Here is a 19,147-nt window from a genome sequence, read left to right as displayed (position 1 = left end):
TGTACGCATATGCGACCCCACGCGGTACACGAGTCGGCTTCTATCCCGCGTTCTCCCCGCTCTCTTCGCGTTCGAGCAATCTTCGGTAGAGCGGCGGTGTGAGGATGCCGCCGATACCGAGCAGGATGGACACGATGCCGAGCGGGAGGAGCAGCGGGTCCACGCCGAGACACGGGTTGGCTGAGGAGATGGTCACGTAGTGGGTTTCACCTCCCGAGGTGACGAGTACCCCCCTCCGGAACGCGGCGCGATGGACGAACCGGCCACGAACGTCACCGGTACTCCGTGGGTTGTCGAGTGCGTACTCGAACGCCCGGCGTTCGGCGGGAGCGAGTTCATCGACGCTGAACTGCTGGAACGGACCACGTTGGGTCGCCGCCGTCAACTGGTTCGTCTCGTCAGGCGAATAGACGTCGATGGTCGCGTGCCCGCACAGATCGAAATGCGTCTGGACGACGGCATAGCCGCCGAGGACGCCGCCCGCGATTCCGATGGCGATGAGGAGCGTTCCGAGGAACGGTGCGCCATAGGTCAACAGCGCATCTCGCACCGATTGTTCCTCCGTGACGGATTCGGGTTGTCGGTCGTTCGAACTCATTCGGTCACCTGCCAGCGTTCCGTGAGATACTCGAACGTGGCGGACAGGCCGAACCCGTAGAACCAGTGGGCGATGAGGACGAAGACGACGTACGCGAGCAGATGGAGTCCGGTCTGTCCGGTGTAGAACGCCAAGGCGAACCCGATGGCGATCACCGTCGCGAACGCCAACCCGGTGATGATACGGGGCTCACCCGGCAGGTACTCGGCCAGCACGGCGAACAGGAGCGCCCACGTCGTCATGCCACCGATGAGGAAGAGGAGGTAGCCGACGACCACGCTCTGCTGTCCGACGAAGCCGGAGAGGTTGACGAACGACGAGAGGCTGAACACGTTCAAAATCGTCGCCGTGAACAACACGCCGGACATGAGGACCGTCCCGACGAGACCGCCGATCGCGGCCGCTGCGACGACTCGTGGAAACGAGACACCGAGCGATCTGACGCCCTGGAAGACGTTCGGACTCCCCTCGCTCGGGACCTCCGTGGCGGCCGCTCGGGTCGTCTCCGGTTCGGTCGGTTCGATGCCGTACTTCGCTTCGAGTCGTCGTTCGAACCATTGCCACTCGCGGGTGAACTGGTTGGTTCGTTTTAGTCCCCACACGTCGGCGTCCGTGACCGGTGAGCCGTTCCAGTACGACCAGAGCATGTTGTAGAGCCACAAAAGAACCGAGAGACCGATGAGGTACGCCCCGATGGTCGAGATGCGTTGGAACGAGGCGAACTCGGGGGGGTAGATGGCGTAGCGGCGAGGGAGGTTCAACAGTCCCAGGATGATCATCGTCCCGAAGGTCACGACCGAACCGACGACGAACAGCAGGGACTGGAACAGTGCGAGTTGCCGGTCGTACATCCGTTCGGTCAGGATCGGGTACCAGTAGTAGCTCGCGGCGATCATCATGAACGGGATGATCCCCATGAGGATCAGATGGAAGTGGCCGACGACGTAGTAGGTGCCGTGGAGGACGATATCGATGGGAATCGCCGCGAGGAACACGCCCGTGACGCCGCCGACGATGAACGTACCGATGCTGCTGATACAGAGCACCATCGGTGCCGTGAGTCGGATTTCCCCGGACCAGATCGTCGTGATCCAGTTGAACGTCTTGATGGCGCTCGGCACCGCGATGGCGACCGAGACGGCCATGAAACTCGCGCGGAGACGTGGGTCCATTCCGGTCACGAACATGTGGTGGGCCCAGACGCCGAACGAGAGCACACCGATAGCCATCGTGGAGTAGACGATGAAGTTGAACCCGAACAGCTTCCGGCCCGCGAACTTCGGGAGGATGAAACTCATCAATCCGGCCGCCGGGAGGAAGATGATGTACACCTCCGGATGGCCGAAGAACCAGAACAGGTTCTGCCACAGCATCGGTCCCCCACCGCCCGCCGCGTAGAACGTCGTCCCGAACACGCGGTCGAGCAGCATCATGATCGCGGCGCTGCCGAGCAGTGGAAACGCGAAGATGATGAGCGCGCTCGTCACGAGCATGTTCCACCCGAAGATGTCGAGCGACCCCATGCCGAGGCCCTCCTCGCGTTCGTAGAAGATGGTGACGATGAAATTGATGGCACCGAGGGTCGTGGCGATGCCGGAGAGGTGCAGGCCGAGGAGGAGGAAGTTCACCTGCGGGTCCGTGCTCTGTGTCGCGAGCGGCGTGTACAGCGTCCATCCAAGCTCCGGATCGTGAAGCGTCCAGAAGAACTGGTACAGCGGTCCGTGAATCCCGACCAGGTCGAGGAACTGGCCGACCACCTGTGAGGGGAGCCCCCCACGGACGAGGAGCAACGAAGGGGGCAACAGCCAGAACCCGATGGCGTTCAGCCGCGGAAACGCCATGTCGTCCGCGCCGATGAGCAACGGGATGAAGTAGTTGGCGATGCCGAAGAAGACCGGCGTGACGAAGAAGAACAGCATCGTCAACCCGTGGGACGTAAACAGCGCGTTGTACGTTTCGGTCGACCAGATACTCGCATTCGGGGTCAACAGCTCCGTCCGCATCATCATCGCCTCGATACCGCCCCAGAGTGCCGCGAACGTCCCGAAGACGATGTACAGCTTCCCGATGTCACGGTGATTCGTGGTCGTCGTCCAGTAGGTTATCGAGTTCCAGATTGAACCGAGGTCGAAATCGAACTCGCGTGGGGACGGATATCCACCGTCCGGTTTCGCCGACCGTTGACGGGCTAAACGAGTGAGCAACCAACATCCGCCGACGAGAAGACCCAAGACGGTGAGTTCGATTAGCGCTCGGTTCGTCATCGGGGCCCCTCCCGGTGGCACCCGCTCGTTCCCCTCCCCCCGTGCATACTCCTTCGTGTCACTGTCGACCACAATAAAGACGGGGGGAAATTCGGAGATAATGATGGATGAAAGACAATTCAACGAACGCACGATAGCTATATCCGCACGTCAGTTGACTCGGGAACGATGCGACGCCGTCGCACTGGAGGGGTTCGGTGGGGGACGATAGCATGCCTTCTCCTCATCGCCGGAATCACCGCCGTCGAACCAGCGGCCGCACAGTCCGTAAACAAACGACTCATCGACTCGCTGAACTACCAGCTCGCTTACGTAGCGTTGCCACTGACGCTCTTCGTCGAGCTCATTTTGGTGTATGCGGTCTTTCGGTTTCGAAACAACGACGACCCGCAACCGACCGCGGAAGACAAGCCGCTCGAAATCACGTGGACCATCGCTACCGCCATCATCCTGCTGTTCGTCGGTGTCGCCGCGTTCACCGTGTTGACGAACCCGTACATCACGCCGACACAACCGAGAAGCGCTGGGACTGCCGGTGGCGCGGGCGGTTCGAGTCTGGGAGGCGCGAGCGGAAGCGGTGCGGGAATGGGCGTTGCCGACGCCGCGAATACATCGAATGCGGTGACAGTTCACACCCTCGCCTATCAGTGGGGGTGGCAGTTCCAGTATCCGGGGACGAACGTCACAACGCACGACAACCTCGTCCTGCCCGCCCACACGGACATCTACATTCGGATGACCTCCGCGGACGTAATCCATTCGCTGTTCATTCCTCAGTTAGGGGTCAAACAGGACGTGTTCCCCAAGCGAACGACGGTCATCCACACTCGTGTCTACAAAACCGGAACGTATCGCGGCTACTGCACCGAGTTCTGCGGGTCGGGACACGCCCGAATGCGGACGAAAGTCCGCGTGCTTCCGAAAAAGCAGTACCGTCAGTGGTTGCGAAACCAGTCGAAAAAGGCGGCATCGACGAACGGTTCGTCGGCGACGCGGAACGCGTCGGCCAAAACGGCCGGGTGACGACGAACGCGTCACCGCTCCGTGTTAGTTCTCAGCACCGTTTTTGGTGTGCTAGATCGTAGCCGCTGACATTTCTAGCTCGATTTAGCTGCTCGATATTTGGACGTTGTTCAGCGTCACACCGATGTTTTTCAGCGTCACGTCGACGTTGCAGATTTCGTATTGGTGCCCGTTGACGGACACGTGGAGGCCATCGATACTCATCGTGGAATCGTCGAGGGTGTAGGTTCGGTGATCGATGGAGACGTCCGGGAATCCCGGCCCGGAGAGATGGGTGTCCGAGACGGTTATCGTGACGTCGCTAATGGTGATGTCCTGCCCACCAAGCTTCGTGACATCGCTGTTCGAGGCGTGTCCGTCGGCGAGTGCGACACCCGCTCCGCCGCTGACAAGGAGGACGGCAACCAGTAGGCTTGCGAGGACTCTCTGCGAGGTTACTCTCATTGCGGCTTTCCCTTCGTCACCCACGAGAAAAAGTGGCGCAGATCGTTGAAATCGTTCGCATCGATTACGAGCGGTTCATTTTGTATCAACACCTCCTCAGAAATCCCTGGGGTCGCCTTGTCATTGTTTTTCGGGGGTTCTCACGCGGTCTTTCATCGAGTAAAAACAGGTGGTGATCCGCGTTGGTCGTTGCAATTTCTCGACCGATTGCAAGGTCATCCTACCGAAAAATATGGACTGCCTACGACTCGGATAGTGACATCGTCCGGTTCGGATCCCCTGGTCGCCGCCCGTCGCGTCGTGCGGATGATCGCTTCGACCGGACCCGTGTTCGACAGATTATTCCCGACTCCACAGCGTGGCGTGCGGGGAACCATCGTTTGTCCGACTCTCCCCGACGATCTGTTCCCGTTCGTTGATACCGTTCGCACGGCTGTAGTCGCCACCGAGCGTGCCGAGGTCACGCATGCCCTCATCCGGCGACCAGATGAACGCGTGAACGGTTCCATCGTCCGTTTGGCTGTTCCCGACCACCTGCCCACGGTCGTTGACGTCGGTGGCCTCGCTATAGTTTCCACCGAGCGTGCCGAGGTCACGCATGCCCTCGTCCGGCGACCAGACGAACGCGTGAACCGTTCCGTCCGCCGTTTGGCTGTTCCCGACCACCTGTCTGCGGTCGTTGATGGCGGTGGCCTCTCCCTCCTGTCCACCGAGGGTACCGAGCGCACGCTCTCCCTCGTCTTCCGACCACATGAACGCATCTCCAGAGACGGGTTCGACGCCGAAACTCGTCCCGACGATCCGACCGTTCGTATCGATATCAGCAGGGACCAAAAAATCGCCGGACGAGGAGCGGGGGGAGCGCCATAATCGGTCGGAACAATCGTCGTCGGCCCACAGGACGAACCCTTCCAACGTGACCTCACCATAGTAGTGGAGAGTTCCGACGATATCTCCTCGATCGTTGATTGCGGTGGCAACACTGTTCTGCCCGCCGCTACTGTAGATATCTTGCATCTCCTCTCCCCTCGACCAACGAATGGCGTGCTCCGGGTATATTTCCGTCCGAGTCCCGGTGTCCCTCTCCCAGATATCGGTCACTCTGCTCGCACCGACGACGTGGCAGTGGCCGTTGATGTCGGTGGCCCTGCTGGTCCTGTCGGTGAGGGTGCCCAGATCTTGCATCCCATCCCGTTCCGACCAGAGAAACGCGTGTGGAACGAGGTCCGCCCGCTGACTGGTCCCGACGACGTATCCACGACGGGTGATGCTCGTCGCGGTGCTCTCAGCACCACCGAGGGTGCCGAGGTCAGTTGCCGAGTACGCTGCAGGCGGTCTCTCCGTCCTCGCCGAGGGGGTTCGAGAACTCATACCGACCACGCTACGATCGGCCCTCCCGTTTTTCAGCCGAGCGAATCCGGACAAACTACTGAGAACTCCGATCCCACCGACGCCGCCGAGAAAACGACGTCGGTCGAACCGTGATCCAGTCCCGTCCGAGGCGGGGACGATAGTCGTTCGTCCATCGTCATCATCCCCGCCGCGGCTTTCGGACTGTTCCGTGTCATCCTTTTCCGAGAACATGGAATGTATTGAGACCATGCGACCCATTCATTCTAACGGCTGATCGGTTACAGAATATGATCCCGTCGATGACTCGCACTGGCTGAATACCATCGCACAGAGGGGAGAGCTTCAGTCGATTTACACACGTCTCGTGGGAGTGTCCATCGTGTGTTCATGCTGCATACTGGCGACGGTACAATGTCGGCACTACCGGTGCAGAGATGAATGGTGAAACCACGACGAAAAACGTCTTTCGCAACTTTGAGTCGAAAGAGGAGAGCCGGTGGAGGGATTTGAACCCTCGGCCTATTCCTTACGAAGGAATCGCTCTAGCCAGTCTGAGCTACACCGGCACGCTTACTGCGTTCGCGTCCCGAGCCCGACCTCACTTCGCTCGGACGGACACCGCATTGGTGTGCTTCGAACTACATTCAATTATAGACCCCACAGGTGGCATAAGGGTTGCGAATTCAGCGTCGAATACGACGTTACTTGTCACGAACTACCGCGTCAACCGCACGTCCAGACAGACGTTGAGCTCGTGGGGAGCGTAGGACCGGACCTCCCGTCGAGTTTCGACCGTCACGTCGTACTCCGGTTCCGCAGCCGACCGAATCGCCTCCTCTCCCGGTCCGAACGGATCGTCCTCGTGCTGGATGTCGTAGTAGTGGATGACACAGTCGTCGCTCGCCAGCGCGACGGCGGTATCGAGGAATTCGTCGGCGCTGTGGGGGAGGTTCATCACGATGCGGTCGGCCCAGTCCTCGTACTCCGTGGCCGTCCCTCGAACGTCGCCGGGAATCGCCGTCACGCGGTCTTCGACCCCGTTCCGGCGTGCGTTCTCTTGGAGGTAGTCGATGGCAACCTCGTTCACGTCCGCACCGACGACGGTCGCACCGCGATTTGCGAACGGGATCACGAACGGCCCGACACCGGCGAACATATCGAACGCATGTTCGTCCTGCGTGACCTGCTCGGTGACACGGTGTCGCTCCGTCGCGAGACGTGGTGAGAAGTACACGCGTGCGACGTCCAAGAGGAACTCACATCCGTACTCGCGGTGGACGGTTTCGGTGCCGTTTCCGGCCAGTACGTCCCAGTCGCGGACGCGGGTCTCGCCTTTCACTTTCGACGCGCGATTGAGCACCGTCTCGACCGGCAACGCCGACGCGATGATGGCGTCCGCGATTTCCCCCGCCAGTTCCGAGTCGTCCTCGTCGATGAGGACGATGTTCCCGAGTCGTTCGTAACTCGGTTCGAAGCCGAGGATGTCGGCGGGCATCCGCTGTGTCGTGCGGGTCGGGAGATCGTGGGAGACGAGTTCGAACTCGGATGGGACCGCGTCGGGGTTGGTGACGGGAATATAGAGCCAGCCGTCTTCGACCACGATTTCCACCTCGTCCACCACCAAATCCGACTCCGCGAGTTCGCGGCGCGCCGCTTCCCCCTGTTCCCGTTCGACGCGCACGCAAGGTACTTCCATACGTCTCCTTGCCGGAAGCGGGCGTTAACGCTGACGCTTCGGGTCGCATCGCTTAAACGTGCATCTTTCCAAACCCTCCTCATGCTCACTTTCATCGGTCTCGGCCTGTACGACGAGCGCTCGATTACCGTCGAGGGCCGCGAAGCGATCGCCGACGCGGACGACGTTTTCGCCGAATTCTACACCAGCAAACTCATCGGGGCGGACGTCGCCGACCTCGAAGCGTTTCACGGGACGGACATCGAAGTTCGTGACCGCCCGGGCGTCGAACAGGATCCCGGGGATATCCTCGACGCCGCCGAATCCGGACACGCCGCCTTTCTCACCGCTGGCGACACCATGATTTCGACAACCCACGTGGACCTCCGCCTTCGTGCCGAAGACCGCGGTATCGACACCCGCGTCATCCACGCACCGACTGCGGAATCCGCGGCCAGCGGTCTCACCGGTCTCCAGAATTATCGGTTCGGCAAAGCGACCACGCTCCCGTTCGAGTACGCCCACGGCGCGGATGGACTTCCGGCGAGCGTGACCAACGTGCTCGACGATAACCGAGAACGGGGACTCCATACGCTCGTCTACCTCGACATCAAAGTCGGTTGGAATCCGCGAAAGGAATCGAAGATCGAAGACGAGTACATGACGGCGAACCACGCGGCCGAATTGCTCGCCGATGGCTACGACGACGTGCTCGCCGTCGTCGTCGCGCGTGCCGGAAGCCCCGACCCGCTCGTCGAAGCCGATCGACTATCAGTACTCGCGGAGCGCGATTTCGGCGACCCGCTCCACCTGCTCGTCGTCCCCGGTGATCTCCATCACATCGAGGCAGACGCCCTCGCGTCGCTCGCGGACGCGCCGAGCGAACTGCTCGACGTCGTGTGAGTCGGTACGTCGTAAAACGGCGGATGGCTTCTTTTCGATTATTTTGACCCGTTCAGTAACGCCGTCGCTGAGGGGTCGAGTACGCGAAAAATGAATTAGTTTTCGTCAGTCGAAATCAGACGCGGTGTCCGATTTAGTTCTCTCGGCGGAGCGCGAGAAGCGCAGCGGCGAGGAGTGCAACGACGGAGACTGCGACGCCGAAACCAGGCTGACCGTCATCGTTCGACGAGGTCGAGGTCGAGGTCGAGGACGAAGTCGAGGACGTCGTCGTCGTGTCCATCGAGGACGTCGTCGTGTCCGTCGAGGACGTCGTCGTCGTGTCCGTCGAGGACGTCGTCGTGGTCGTCGTGGTCGTCGTGGTCGTGGTCGTCGTGCCGTTGTTCATGTCTGCGTTCACGACACCACCGATCTTGGTGTTGTCTTCGTCACTGCTGACGTAGACGGAGAACTCCGTGCCGTTGTCGACGTCGTCGCGGTCGAAGTTGTACTTCGCCGAGAACGTACCGTCGTCGTTAACGGTCACATCTTGTGGGATGTAGAAGATGTTGCTGTCGGCAACAACGCTGAGTTCCGTACCCGGTGCGAGGTTCGTCTTACCGGAGACGGTGGAGTTACCCTTCGGAGCCTGGAAGTCTTCGCCGCCGTTCAGCGAAGTGTCCTGCTCTTCGTACGTGAAGGTGGTGGAGACGGACTGGTCCTCGCCATCGCCGTTGAGGACGTAGTCCTTGTTGACGGTGAACGTCGCTTTCCAGTCGCCGTAGCCGTCCGCGCCGTCCGCGTCTGCGAGTTCGTCTGCCGAGATAACGGCGTAGAACGTGCCGTTGTCACCGTCTTTGACGATGGTGAAGTCGCTCGCGCTGAGCGTGTCTGCCTCGGTGTTCTTCTCGACGTTGTCGCCGGTCTCTTCGAGCGTCAGCGACATGTCTTCGCTGTTGATCGAGCTACCCTGAAGGGCACCGTAGATACCGGTTGCGTCGACCTTGAGGACGACGTTGTCGCTACCTGCGACGGTGCTACGCTGCGTGACGGTGTCCGTCATGTCTGCAACGTCATCGTGGGTGTCAACGCTCTGCGGCTGGATCCACGTGCTGATCGAGTCGGTCGAGCGGTCGCTGATACGGAGCTGCGTCTTGTCCGAGGGACTCTTCGCAACGTCCATTCCGTTGTTGTCGCTCTGGGTTTCCCAGCCAGTCGTGCTGACGGCGAGGTCGTAGTTACCGGAGGCGAGCGGTTCGGAGCTAAGCACCGACGAGTTGTTCCACGTGATTTTCGTTCCTTCTCCTGCACTCACGTACTTCTTGTTCACGTTCGTGTTGAACGTGTTGAGGTTGAGGATCACTTGACCGTCGTCGTCAGAGTCCGTGACGTTGAGGTTCGACTGGAAGTTGGAATCTGCGAAGCTTCCAATCTGAACGTATGCGGTGTCGGTGTTGTCGAGGTTGATCGTGATTTTGGCGATGTCACCGCGAGGGGTGGACTCTTCGTTCACGAAGGTCGCCGTCTTGTCGCCAGCCTTCTTAACGGTGATGTTGTCCGTCACCGAAAGACCGCTGGAGTCGTTGACCGTGTAAGTGAACTCGTAGTTACCGGCGTCGACACCACTGAAGTGGCCAACGGAGTACTCGTTGGTAGCTGCCTCGATGGTGACCGATTCATCGTCTTGGTTGGGAGTTCCGTCGCTGAAAATCTTCTTGAGCGTGTCGAAGCTGACGTCGTCGGACGTGACGTCCACCTTGACACGGCCACGGTTGCTGTTGAAGCCGATCTCGGCGTTAGTGTCGCCGTTATCGTTCATAATGGAGTCGTCCTTGAATTCCGCGCTGAACGTCTGGTCAAGAACGTGGAATTTCGCGTTGTCGAAGGAAGCGTTGCCCTCGGTCACGCCGCTGCTGTCAAGCGAGAAGAACGTGTCGTTCTCCGTATCCTTCAATGCGTAATATCCCGCGTCAAGACCAGAGGTGTCGAGGACACCAGTATGGTCGGTCGTGTTGAGCGCGATGTTTTGCTGGAATTCCGGACCGTCGCTCGTATCTTTGTACAGAGCAACGGTGTTCTTCGCGTTCGTCGATCCATTAGAGCTGTTACCAGTTGCGTCAAACTCTAGCTGCTGGCCGACCCAAACCTGGTCGCCAGAGGTAAGTTTGTCGTCGCTAGAGGTCGCAGCAGCAGCTGAACCTGCGAACGCCATGGTGCCGGCGAAGACCGACAGCACGAGCATCGCGGTCAGGGCGAGGCTGCGAACCTTTGAGTTATTTCCTGTCATGCTTTCTCGTTGATTGTTTCTTTGTCGGCGACAGTTCTTTTCCCACGACCGTATAGACATTTCGTCCAACCCGAACCGGTTCGGGAGGAAGTGGTACTCCATCTGCCACCATGGGTAGGGGTACAGGAAGAAAGTTATTCCCTTATTATAAATGCTTTGTGGTCTGGTAATCTGCCGTTATGCACTTACACGCCTGAATTCAGGCAATAGAGGCGTCAATGGAGATCTCATATAATGGTAATAGATGAGACCAATCGGATGTTCCGGAGCGATCCCGAAGTAGTACAAGGAGACATTAAGTCGGAGATTCACCATTCCAGTCTTTAAGTAGGTGCCGTCAGATACCTCGAAAAAGACACATGAGCTTGAGGCGATTATAAAATAAATAGATGACTGAGGCAAATTTGATAGTTAAGAATTAATGACACAGTTTTGCCGTCAATATTGCCAGATATCTCGGAAAAAGAACCGCCCGTATTCGCGCTCAGTTCTCGATGAGTTCGATCTCGTGTCCGTCCTGATCCTTGGTGAACGCGTACCTGTCGTCGCACGATTCCGGGTCGCGGTAGTCCTCGGCCTCGCGCTCCATCAGCGTATCCCAGTCGTCGCGCAGGTCGTCCACGCGCACCGCGAAGTGACCCCACGCGTCGCCCAGTTCGTAGGAGCGCCCGTCGTAGTTGTACGTCAGTTCCACCGCCATCGCCTCCTCGGCGGCGTCCTCGGGTTTCATGAAGTAGTTGGCGAACGTGTCCGACTCCCATCGCCCCGTGTGCACGTATTCGAACTTACGCGTCCAGAACCCGAGCGCGTCGTCGGCATCTTCGACACGGATCATGGTATGGTCGATGCTCCAGCGAGCACCGTGGTCGCGCTGAACGATTTCGATCTCGTGTCCATCGGGGTCTTTGACGAACGCGTAGCGACCACCGCAGGAATCGGGGTCGCGGTAGTCCTCCACACCGGCGTCCATCAGTTCCTCGTAGGCATCGTACACGTCCTCGACGCGGACCGCGATGTGGCCCCACGCGTCGCCCATCTCGTAGGAACGGTCGTCGTGGTTGTACGTCAGTTCGAGCGTCGCCCCGTCCTCGTGTACGTCTTCGGGACCGAGGTGGACGTTCGTGAACGTATCCGCCTCCCAGCGGCTCTTCTCCTCGTATCCGAGGTGCGTCTGATACCAGTCGAGCGATTCGTCCAAATCCTCTACACGCATCATTACGTGGTCGAATGTCCCGCTCATACGTTCGAAACCATCCCCTCCGAAGCGAAAAGGGTACCGTTCGCGGAAACGCGAGCGCGAAAACGACCGTGAAGGTCCCCCTATGCACCCGAGTGGTCCCGCAGTCACGGTTTTTCCGAGGCTCCCGGAATCGAAAATCGAGATACGACGACTAGAATAGGCATATGGGTTTAGTATTTGATGTGATTAAATAATTCAATCATTTTTGCAAATAACTATGTTGATAGCGTTAACAGTACACGTCGGATGAAAATAAAAGCGGTGGCGTTGAGTTTATTAGTCGTACTGTCCACGTCGGCTCTCTGGGCCGGCGGTACTGTAGCAACACATCCGAACACGAGTGACGACCTTCGTCCGACCGTCCTCGACCCGAAGCACCCCGTGAACAACTCCTCGGACGGCGTCGAATATCGGAAGGGCGAACCCTCACAGGAGTCGCTCGACAAGCCGATAGATTTCGATACCGCTCCCGATAGGTTCACGACGACGGATAGGGAGCGGGCCGGGACGGCATCCATCCTCGCGGATACGGACTCGTCCATCATCATGGATCCGTCCGACGACGCGACCGACCCGGACGGCATCGGAACGACCAAGCAGTACCTCGGCTCCGACAACGATAGCTACTACTTCAAGAACTTCACCCTCCTCTCCGTCGGTGACAACGTCGAAGTGTGGGTCGCCCGCGACATGACGTGGCCGGAAAACGACTCCCGAACCGACCCGACGGTCTCGGAACAGCAGGCCGAAGCACTTCGCACGGCGTTCGACGAGAACATCTACGACACCGAAGCCGACGTGTTCGGTAAACCCGACGCCCGTAACGGGACCGACAGTCAACTGGAGGAAATCGGTGCGGTCCCCGACGACTACTACCACACCGAGAACGGGTCCGGCAAGACCGTCCTGCTGGTGGACAACATCCGGGACGAGAACTACTACAACTCGTCGTACCCCATCTACACGGCCGGGTTCTACTCGCCCCAGGTTCAGCAGTACACCGACCGCAACGTCGTCACGCTCGATGCAGCGGGATGGCAGGAAGTCAACGAGACCAACGACGAGGTCGGTTCCGAGGGAACGCTCGCACACGAGTACCAGCACCTCATCCACAACGACCTCGACAGTGACGAGACGACGTGGGTGAACGAAGGCATGTCCGATTACGCCGAAACCGTCACCGGCTACGGCATTGCCGAAGAACATGTCCACGCTTACGAGGAACTGCCGTCGAACTCCCTCACCAACTGGGAGGACCAAGGGGCTATCAACGTCCTCTCGGACTACGGCATCGCGCTCAGCTTCCAGATGTACTTGAGCGACAGGTACGGAACCGACTTCATCAGCAACCTCGCACACGACGAGAAGAACGGAATCGCGGGCGTCGAGGAAACCCTGAACGAGACAGGTGCGAACACCGACTTCTACCACCTCTATCAGGACTTCTCGACCGCGGCGGTGCTCGACTCCTCGGACCACCACGTCCGGGACGAGTACGACATCGACGGCCTCGATTTGAACCTCAACACGTCGAACGACGTCGGTACCGCCGGCGCGTGGGGAACCAACTACAAGGAGGTCGACACGTCCGACAAAGGGCCGATAACGGGCGTGGAGCTATCGGGAACGGACTACATCGGTACCCAGTGGCAGACCGCAACTGATCCCGTCGATGGCGAGGGGACGGTACTGTACTCCGGGTCCGGAACCCTGCTCGACCGGTACGCCATCATGGATGCCGACCTCTCGAACGGATCGACGCTGTCGTTCGAGACGAACTACGACATCGAGAAGAACTGGGACTACGGCTTCGTGCAGGTCTCGACGGACGGCGGGGAGACGTGGGAGAGTCTGGAATCCAACCGGACTGACGACTCCCCGAACCCGGATGCCCACCCGACGGTCAAGGAAAACGTGCCGGGATACACCGGTACGACCAACGGAACGTGGGTCAACCAGTCGTTCGACCTCTCGAAATACGAGGGCGAGGGTGACGTTCTCGTCGCCTTCCGTTACGTGACCGACTGGGCGACCACCCATCCCGGCATGTACGTCCGGAACGTCGAAGTCGGCGGCGAGCACGTCGCCACGGACTCAACGGACTCGTTCGAGAGTCTCCGCGAGGCGACGGGTGACAAGGTCGAGTACCAGTTCACCTTCATCGGCATCAAGAAGAACGGCCGCGCGAAGGTGAAGCAACTCGACATGCGGACCTTCGACGACGGCGAGAAGCAGGAACTCGAACACTTCCTCCACAACGGCAACTTCGAGAAGGTCATCGCGGCTTCGACGTGGGCGGCCCATCCGGGTGAGGGCGGCCGCGTTCCGGTCAGCGTCGAGTTCGAATACGCGCGCGATGGACACGGTCACCACGGCGGCCATGGACACGGCGGACACCATGGCGGTCACGGACATCACGGTCATGGTGGTCATCACGGCCACCACGGCGGCTACGGTGGCCATGGCGGTCATGGAGGTAACCACGGCGGCCACGGCCACTACGGCAGGTAACGGAGCGAAGACGCGTCGCTCGAACTTTTTTCGGTCGAAAAATAGATGCATACTCGCCTTCAGGACGCCGTCGAGCGTCAGTCGTCGGCGCTGACCGCTTCGCCGCCGATGTCGATCTCACCGGCATCGAGTTCCGCTTCGACTTCGCGCGCGGCTTGCACCATGTTGGCCATCTTGCCGTACGCCACGTCGCGCGGGAGCAATTTCAGACCGCAGTCGGGACTGACGGTCAGTTGCTCGGGCGGGACGATTTCGAGTCCCTTCCGGATGTTCGCTTTGATCTCCTCGACACTCTCGACTTCGGCGGTGTGGGCGTCGGTGACACCGAGCGCGAGGTTCGCGGTGAATTCGGGGTCGCGGAACACGTCCAACTGCTCGAAGTCGCCGTTGGCGAGTTCGAGGTCGAACTCGTCCACCGGGAACTCCAGTATCTCGGGATAGATACGCGAGTAGTCGCCGTAGCAGACGTGCAGACCGAGGTAGACGTCGTCCGGGATGCCGTCCGCGATGCGCTCCAGACAGCCACCGACGATGGCGTGGTCGTCCGGCGTCGTCGCCAGCGCCGGTTCGTCGATCTGGATGTAGCGTGCGCCCGCTTCGACCAGTTTCTCGATCTCCTCGTTCACCAGGTCCGCGAGGTCGTAGGCCAGCGACTCCTCGTCGTCGTAGGCTTCGTTGAAACTCCAACTCGCCAGCGTGTACGGGCCGGTGATGGGAACTTTGACGGGACGTTCTGCCACCTCGCTGGTGAACTCGTACTCGTCCACGAGCCACGTCTCGTCGTACTCGACGTCCGTGACGACGCTCGGTTTGTCGAAGTAGTTGTGTCCCCACACCTTCACCGGGCCGTTGAACTCGTAGCCCGAAATGCGGTGGGCGAAGTACTCGACCATCTCGTTGCGCCGCATCTCGCCGTCCACTACGACGTCCAGTCCGGCGCGCTCGTGTTCGTCCGTGATGAGGCGGGAGGCGTCGTCTTTCGCCTCCTGCCACGCCTTCCCGTCGAAGTCCGCGTCGGGGTCGTTGTAGAGTTCGCGCGAGCGGTCCACCCACTTCGGCTTGGGATAGCTTCCGACGATGGTCGTCAGGATGAAGTGGTCGTTGTCGTGATCCTCCGGACGGAATTGCTCTCGGCTATCTTCAGTCATATTTCCACCTCCTCCAACCGCGCGGCCTCACCGAGCGCGGCCAGTTTCTCCTCGAACTTGTTGTACGGCAGGTAGAACGGCTCCGTGTTCGTGGTGAGATACACTTTCTCGAACTCGTTGACCGGCGTGTTCTCCTCGAACCAATCGACCCGTTCGGCGACCGTCTCGGGCGATTCGACCAGCGTGTTCTGCCCGTCGACCAGTCCGAGCGACACCGAATCCGTCGTCCCGAACTCGTTGATATTGGACAGACAGCCGTCGTGGTCGGTGACGAGGTCGTAGCCGAGCGCGTCGATGTCGGCGTCGAGGACGTGTGCATGGACCTTCTCGGTGAGCGACCCGAAGTACGGTTGCACCACCACGTCGGCGTCCGTCGCGCTCGCGACGACGTCGATTGCCTCGCTTGCGCGGGCGTCCTCGCCGTCCGCGGGCGGGTTCTCCACGAGCGACGGTTCGAGGAGGAACAGCGTCTCGACGCTCGGGAACGCCTCGACTTCCCCGGCGAGGAACTCCGCGACAGCGGCGAGGAACTCCTCGTCGTCACCGTAGTAGTCGTCGGTGGCGAGGTCAGCGAGCGAGTACGGTCCGGGGAGGACGGCCTGCACGTCGTCAGCGAGTTCGGCGGTCGATTCCAGTTCGTTCGCCACGTCGCCGTCGAACGTGAGTTCGTCCACGACCACGGGGTCGCGGTAGAAGTTGTTGTTATCGTAGTAGCGCACGATTCCGCCGGTTTCGACCGAATCGTGTACCGTCAGCGGATGGGCCAGCATGTCGTCCCAGCGCAGTTGCCCCTCAACGACCCGGTCGAGTCCGGCGTCCTGTTGCACCGCGACGACTTCCTTCCGTGCGTCGTCGTACACCGCGGTCAGTTCCGACCCTTCGTCGCCCGAGATGAGGTCGTGTTTCTGGTGGCCCTTCAGATCGGAGAGATCGTCCTTCGCCCAATCGGGGAGCGGAAACAGCCCCGTGGATGTGGCGATTCGTTCAGTCATGTACTCCGGGGTTAGTTATGCTGGTGTTTAATATTTTCCGTTCCTGAAAATGTTTCGCAGTAATGTCAGCGACGATCAACGGACGAGTTTCAGAATCGTCAGCGTCTCGAACGGGAACGACTCGTCGCGGAGCGCGACGGCACTGAAACCGTTCTCGCCCGCCCGCGAGACGACCTCCTCCACGCCCGAGAGACTGCTGACGAGAAGGTACACCCGGCCGTCGGGCGCGAGCACGCGCCCGACGGCGTCCAGAAACGGGTCGATGACTTCCCGTCCGGATTCGCCGCCGGAGAGCGCCTTCTCCATCCAGTCGTCGCGTTCGTCCTCCGGGTCGGTCGGGAGATACGGCGGGTTGAACAGTACGGCATCGAACGCACCGTCCCGGAACGGCGACACCAAATCCGCCCGCACCGCTTCGATCCCTCTCTCGCGTGCGCGCTCGCACGCGTGAGGATTCACGTCCGCTCCCACGACGCGGGCACCCGTCTCGTCGGCCACGTACTCCGAGACGTATCCCGATCCCGTGCCGACCTCCAGAACCAACTCGTCCGCCGTTATCCCCTCGGCCGCGACCGCCGCGAGCAGATGGGAGTCCTCGGCCGGTTGATACACCTGCGTTTCCTCGCCGCGTCGTTCCGCCAGATCAGTCATCGTTCGTCACCATCCTCGTCCACCGAGTCGTTCCCTCCGTCGTCCGCCGCCGTTCCACCGTCGGTCGCCTCGCCGCCGTCCATCGTCGCCCCGAGTTCGCGTTCCCGGCCGCGAGCGACCCGAAAGCCGTTCGTCTCCGCACGCCCCGACAGTTCGCGCTGCGGGTACGGTATCTTGATGTCCTCCTCGTCGAACGCCGCTTTCACCGTGTTGATGACCGTCGTCTTCGCCCGCCACTTTCTGCGCGCGCTGGGCTTGTCGATCCAGAACCGAAGCCCGAGGACGACGGCGGAGTCGCCGAGCGACTTGGTCACGACCTGCGGGGACGGAACCGCCAGCACGTCCTCCGGTTCGTCCATGGCTTCCTCCGCGATTTCGGTGGCCCGCTCGATGTCGCCGTCGTAGTCGATGCCGACGTCCACCTCCAACCGCAGTCGTCCCTTCCGACTCCGGTTGATGATGGTGTTCCCGCCGACGATATCGTTGGGAATCAGGACGTACTCCCCGTCGAACGTCTGTATTCGCGTGTTGAAGATCGAGATGTCCGTGACGATTCCCTCTCGCTCCTCGATCTCCACCCAGTCCCCGATTTCGAACGGTCGAGCGAACATCAGCATGAACCCGGCCAGCACCGCCCCGAGGGTCTGCCGAGCGGCCATCCCGACGACGATTCCGAGGAACCCCGCACCGACGAGGATTCCCGTCAGGTGCTGACCCCAAATTCCGAGGATGGTCGCACCGGCGGTGACGTACACCGTCACCTGCGTGAGACGATGCAGTATTTGGGCTTGGTGGCGCGAGATGGCATCCCGGTGTCTGGTGAGTCGGTCGACGGCCTCCCGGACGACTCCCACGACGACGTAGGCGACGACGAGGGCGGCTATCGAGAGGAGAAGTCGAGCCGCGGTCTTCGAGTTCAGGTACTTCTCCAAGTCCTCACCCGAGAAGAATAATAACGTCGAGTGGACGTAATCCCACGCGAACATCAGCGTCAGCACCGCCAACGCGGCGAAGACGACGAACGATGCGGTTACGATGACGTTGACCAACGCGTTCGGGAGCGTCTTCTGTAGTTCCCGTCGGCCGCGCCACGCCACGACGATTCCGGCGAGTAGCGCGACGAGGACGAACGCCGTGATGAAGATACGTGCGTCTATCCCCACGAAGCCACTGAACCAGTCGATCATCCCCGCCATCAACCACCACTCCGTCCGTACTCGTCTGCCACGCGCGCCATCGCCGCGAACTGGGCGGGCGTGACCTTTCCGGCGCGTTTTCGAAGGATGTCCTCACCTAACACCTCGTCATCCGCCGATTCGAGCGCGTCCACGACGGCGTCCGGGTCGTCAAGCCCCGAGATGTGGGGCGTGTTCCGGATGCCGTTGCGAATCGTCTTCCGACGCTGGGTGAAGACCGCCTTCACGAAGTCGAGGAAGAATGCCTCGTTGTCCACCTCGTACTCCGGGTCCCTGGGTGTCGTCCGAACGATCGCACTCTCGACTTCGGGTTGCGGCGCGAAGGCCTCGCGCGGGACGGTTTCCACGACCTCCACGTCGGCGTAGTGCTGTGCCGTCACCGATAGCCTGCCGTACTCGTCGCTCCCGGCCTCGGCGGCCATGCGCTCGGCGAACTCCTTCTGGAACATGAGGACCATGGGTTTCCCGAGCGGGAGCAATCGAAACGCGATTTCGCTCGAAATCCCGTACGGGAGGTTGGCGATACACGCCGAAAAGTCGGGGAGTTCGACCGACAGCGCGTCGCCCTCCACGACAGTCAGGCGACCCGCGTCACGTTCGTCTCGAAATTCGCGGCGGAGGAAGTCGGCGAATTTCGGGTCGCGTTCCACGACCGTCACGCGGTCGGCGACCGCGAGCAGGCGGTCGGTGAGGACGCCCGGTCCGCCACCGATTTCGAGCACGTGGTCGAGACGCATCTCCTCGGCGTACGTCGGTATTCTATCGACGACTCGGTCGTCCACGAGGAAGTGCTGGTCGCGGTTCGGGTTCCCCCGCGCGCCTGCGCGTCGAATCAGCGCATCGGGGTCTCTCCGTCCGGGTTCCTCGGGTGGCGAGCGTTCCATCG

16 protein-coding genes and 1 tRNA gene are annotated in these 19,147 nt (G+C 60.6%); 3 read left to right on the top strand and 14 right to left on the bottom strand.

Translation table 11 applies throughout. From position 1 onward, the window contains the following. Positions 1–40 precede the first annotated feature (40 nt). Entirely contained in the window at positions 41–598 is a 558-nt protein-coding gene (locus tag NKF25_RS18120) for a hypothetical protein (protein ID WP_253228053.1), read from the bottom strand. Next, on the bottom strand, positions 595–2,862 hold the full coding sequence (locus tag NKF25_RS18115; protein WP_253228123.1) for a DUF6789 family protein: 2,268 nt from the start codon (positions 2,860–2,862) through the stop codon (positions 595–597). The genes NKF25_RS18120 and NKF25_RS18115 overlap by 4 nt, the downstream gene beginning before the upstream one ends. A 168-nt stretch (positions 2,863–3,030) precedes the next feature. Here NKF25_RS18115 and coxB point away from each other — a divergent pair, with 168 nt between their 5' ends. Then, positions 3,031–3,885 (top strand): cytochrome c oxidase subunit II, encoded by an 855-nt coding sequence (gene coxB, locus NKF25_RS18110; protein WP_253228052.1) that lies wholly within the window; start codon positions 3,031–3,033, stop codon positions 3,883–3,885. Between the two features lie 84 nt (positions 3,886–3,969). On the opposite strand, the gene NKF25_RS18105 is transcribed toward coxB, so the two are convergent. The 5 genes from NKF25_RS18105 to NKF25_RS18085 all read right to left on the bottom strand — a co-directional run bounded on the left by NKF25_RS18105 (position 3,970) and on the right by NKF25_RS18085 (position 7,378). Further along, on the bottom strand, positions 3,970–4,329 hold the full coding sequence (locus NKF25_RS18105) for a hypothetical protein (protein ID WP_253228051.1): 360 nt from the start codon (positions 4,327–4,329) through the stop codon (positions 3,970–3,972). A 339-nt stretch (positions 4,330–4,668) separates the two neighbouring features. Then, positions 4,669–5,700 carry a hypothetical protein gene (locus NKF25_RS18100; protein ID WP_253228050.1) on the bottom strand — a complete coding sequence of 344 codons (1,032 nt, stop codon included), beginning with the start codon at positions 5,698–5,700 and terminating at the stop codon, positions 4,669–4,671. Between the two features lie 32 nt (positions 5,701–5,732). Further along, positions 5,733–5,897: a hypothetical protein gene (locus tag NKF25_RS18095; protein ID WP_253228049.1), complete on the bottom strand. Its 165-nt coding sequence runs from the start codon at positions 5,895–5,897 to the stop codon at positions 5,733–5,735. A gap of 276 nt (positions 5,898–6,173) precedes the next feature. Continuing rightward, positions 6,174–6,248: transfer RNA gene (locus tag NKF25_RS18090), tRNA-Thr, on the bottom strand. A gap of 149 nt (positions 6,249–6,397) precedes the next feature. After that, a complete protein-coding gene (locus NKF25_RS18085; protein ID WP_253228048.1) occupies positions 6,398–7,378 on the bottom strand; it encodes a class I SAM-dependent methyltransferase family protein in 981 nt (326 codons plus the stop codon). 81 nt (positions 7,379–7,459) lie between these two features. On the opposite strand from NKF25_RS18085, the gene dph5 reads away from it, so the two are divergent. After that, positions 7,460–8,260 carry a diphthine synthase gene (dph5, locus tag NKF25_RS18080; RefSeq protein ID WP_253228047.1) on the top strand — a complete coding sequence of 267 codons (801 nt, stop codon included), beginning with the start codon at positions 7,460–7,462 and terminating at the stop codon, positions 8,258–8,260. 133 nt (positions 8,261–8,393) lie between these two features. Here the strand turns inward: dph5 and NKF25_RS18075 are convergent, their stop codons facing one another. Then, on the bottom strand, positions 8,394–10,523 hold the full coding sequence (locus NKF25_RS18075; protein ID WP_253228046.1) for a BGTF surface domain-containing protein: 2,130 nt from the start codon (positions 10,521–10,523) through the stop codon (positions 8,394–8,396). A 484-nt stretch (positions 10,524–11,007) separates the two neighbouring features. Continuing rightward, positions 11,008–11,763, bottom strand: coding sequence for a VOC family protein (locus NKF25_RS18070; protein ID WP_253228045.1), 756 nt, complete (start codon positions 11,761–11,763; stop codon positions 11,008–11,010). 246 nt (positions 11,764–12,009) lie between these two features. On the opposite strand from NKF25_RS18070, the gene NKF25_RS18065 reads away from it, so the two are divergent. Next, positions 12,010–14,274, top strand: a complete 2,265-nt coding sequence (locus NKF25_RS18065; protein ID WP_253228044.1) for an immune inhibitor A domain-containing protein — start codon at positions 12,010–12,012, stop codon at positions 14,272–14,274. Between the two features lie 77 nt (positions 14,275–14,351). Here NKF25_RS18065 and NKF25_RS18060 read toward each other — a convergent pair whose 3' ends face one another. The 5 genes from NKF25_RS18060 to NKF25_RS18040 all read right to left on the bottom strand — a co-directional run bounded on the left by NKF25_RS18060 (position 14,352) and on the right by NKF25_RS18040 (position 19,145). Then, a complete protein-coding gene (locus NKF25_RS18060) occupies positions 14,352–15,422 on the bottom strand; it encodes a methionine synthase (protein WP_253228043.1) in 1,071 nt (356 codons plus the stop codon). Next, entirely contained in the window at positions 15,419–16,414 is a 996-nt protein-coding gene (locus NKF25_RS18055; RefSeq protein ID WP_253228042.1) for a 5-methyltetrahydropteroyltriglutamate--homocysteine methyltransferase, read from the bottom strand. Before NKF25_RS18055 ends, NKF25_RS18060 begins: the two co-directional genes overlap by 4 nt. A gap of 75 nt (positions 16,415–16,489) precedes the next feature. Next, positions 16,490–17,065: a HemK2/MTQ2 family protein methyltransferase gene (locus NKF25_RS18050; RefSeq protein ID WP_253228041.1), complete on the bottom strand. Its 576-nt coding sequence runs from the start codon at positions 17,063–17,065 to the stop codon at positions 16,490–16,492. Then, a complete protein-coding gene (locus tag NKF25_RS18045) occupies positions 17,062–18,261 on the bottom strand; it encodes a mechanosensitive ion channel family protein (RefSeq protein WP_253228040.1) in 1,200 nt (399 codons plus the stop codon). The genes NKF25_RS18050 and NKF25_RS18045 overlap by 4 nt, the downstream gene beginning before the upstream one ends. Next, complete coding sequence (locus NKF25_RS18040; protein ID WP_253228039.1) at positions 18,261–19,145, bottom strand: 16S ribosomal RNA methyltransferase A; 885 nt, start codon at positions 19,143–19,145, stop codon at positions 18,261–18,263. The genes NKF25_RS18045 and NKF25_RS18040 overlap by 1 nt, the downstream gene beginning before the upstream one ends. Positions 19,146–19,147: the final 2 nt, after the last annotated feature.

It is taken from the genome of Haladaptatus sp. AB643 (assembly GCF_024136975.1).
GTDB lineage: Archaea > Halobacteriota > Halobacteria > Halobacteriales > Haladaptataceae > Haladaptatus.
This window is presented reverse-complemented; position numbering and strand designations above follow the sequence as displayed.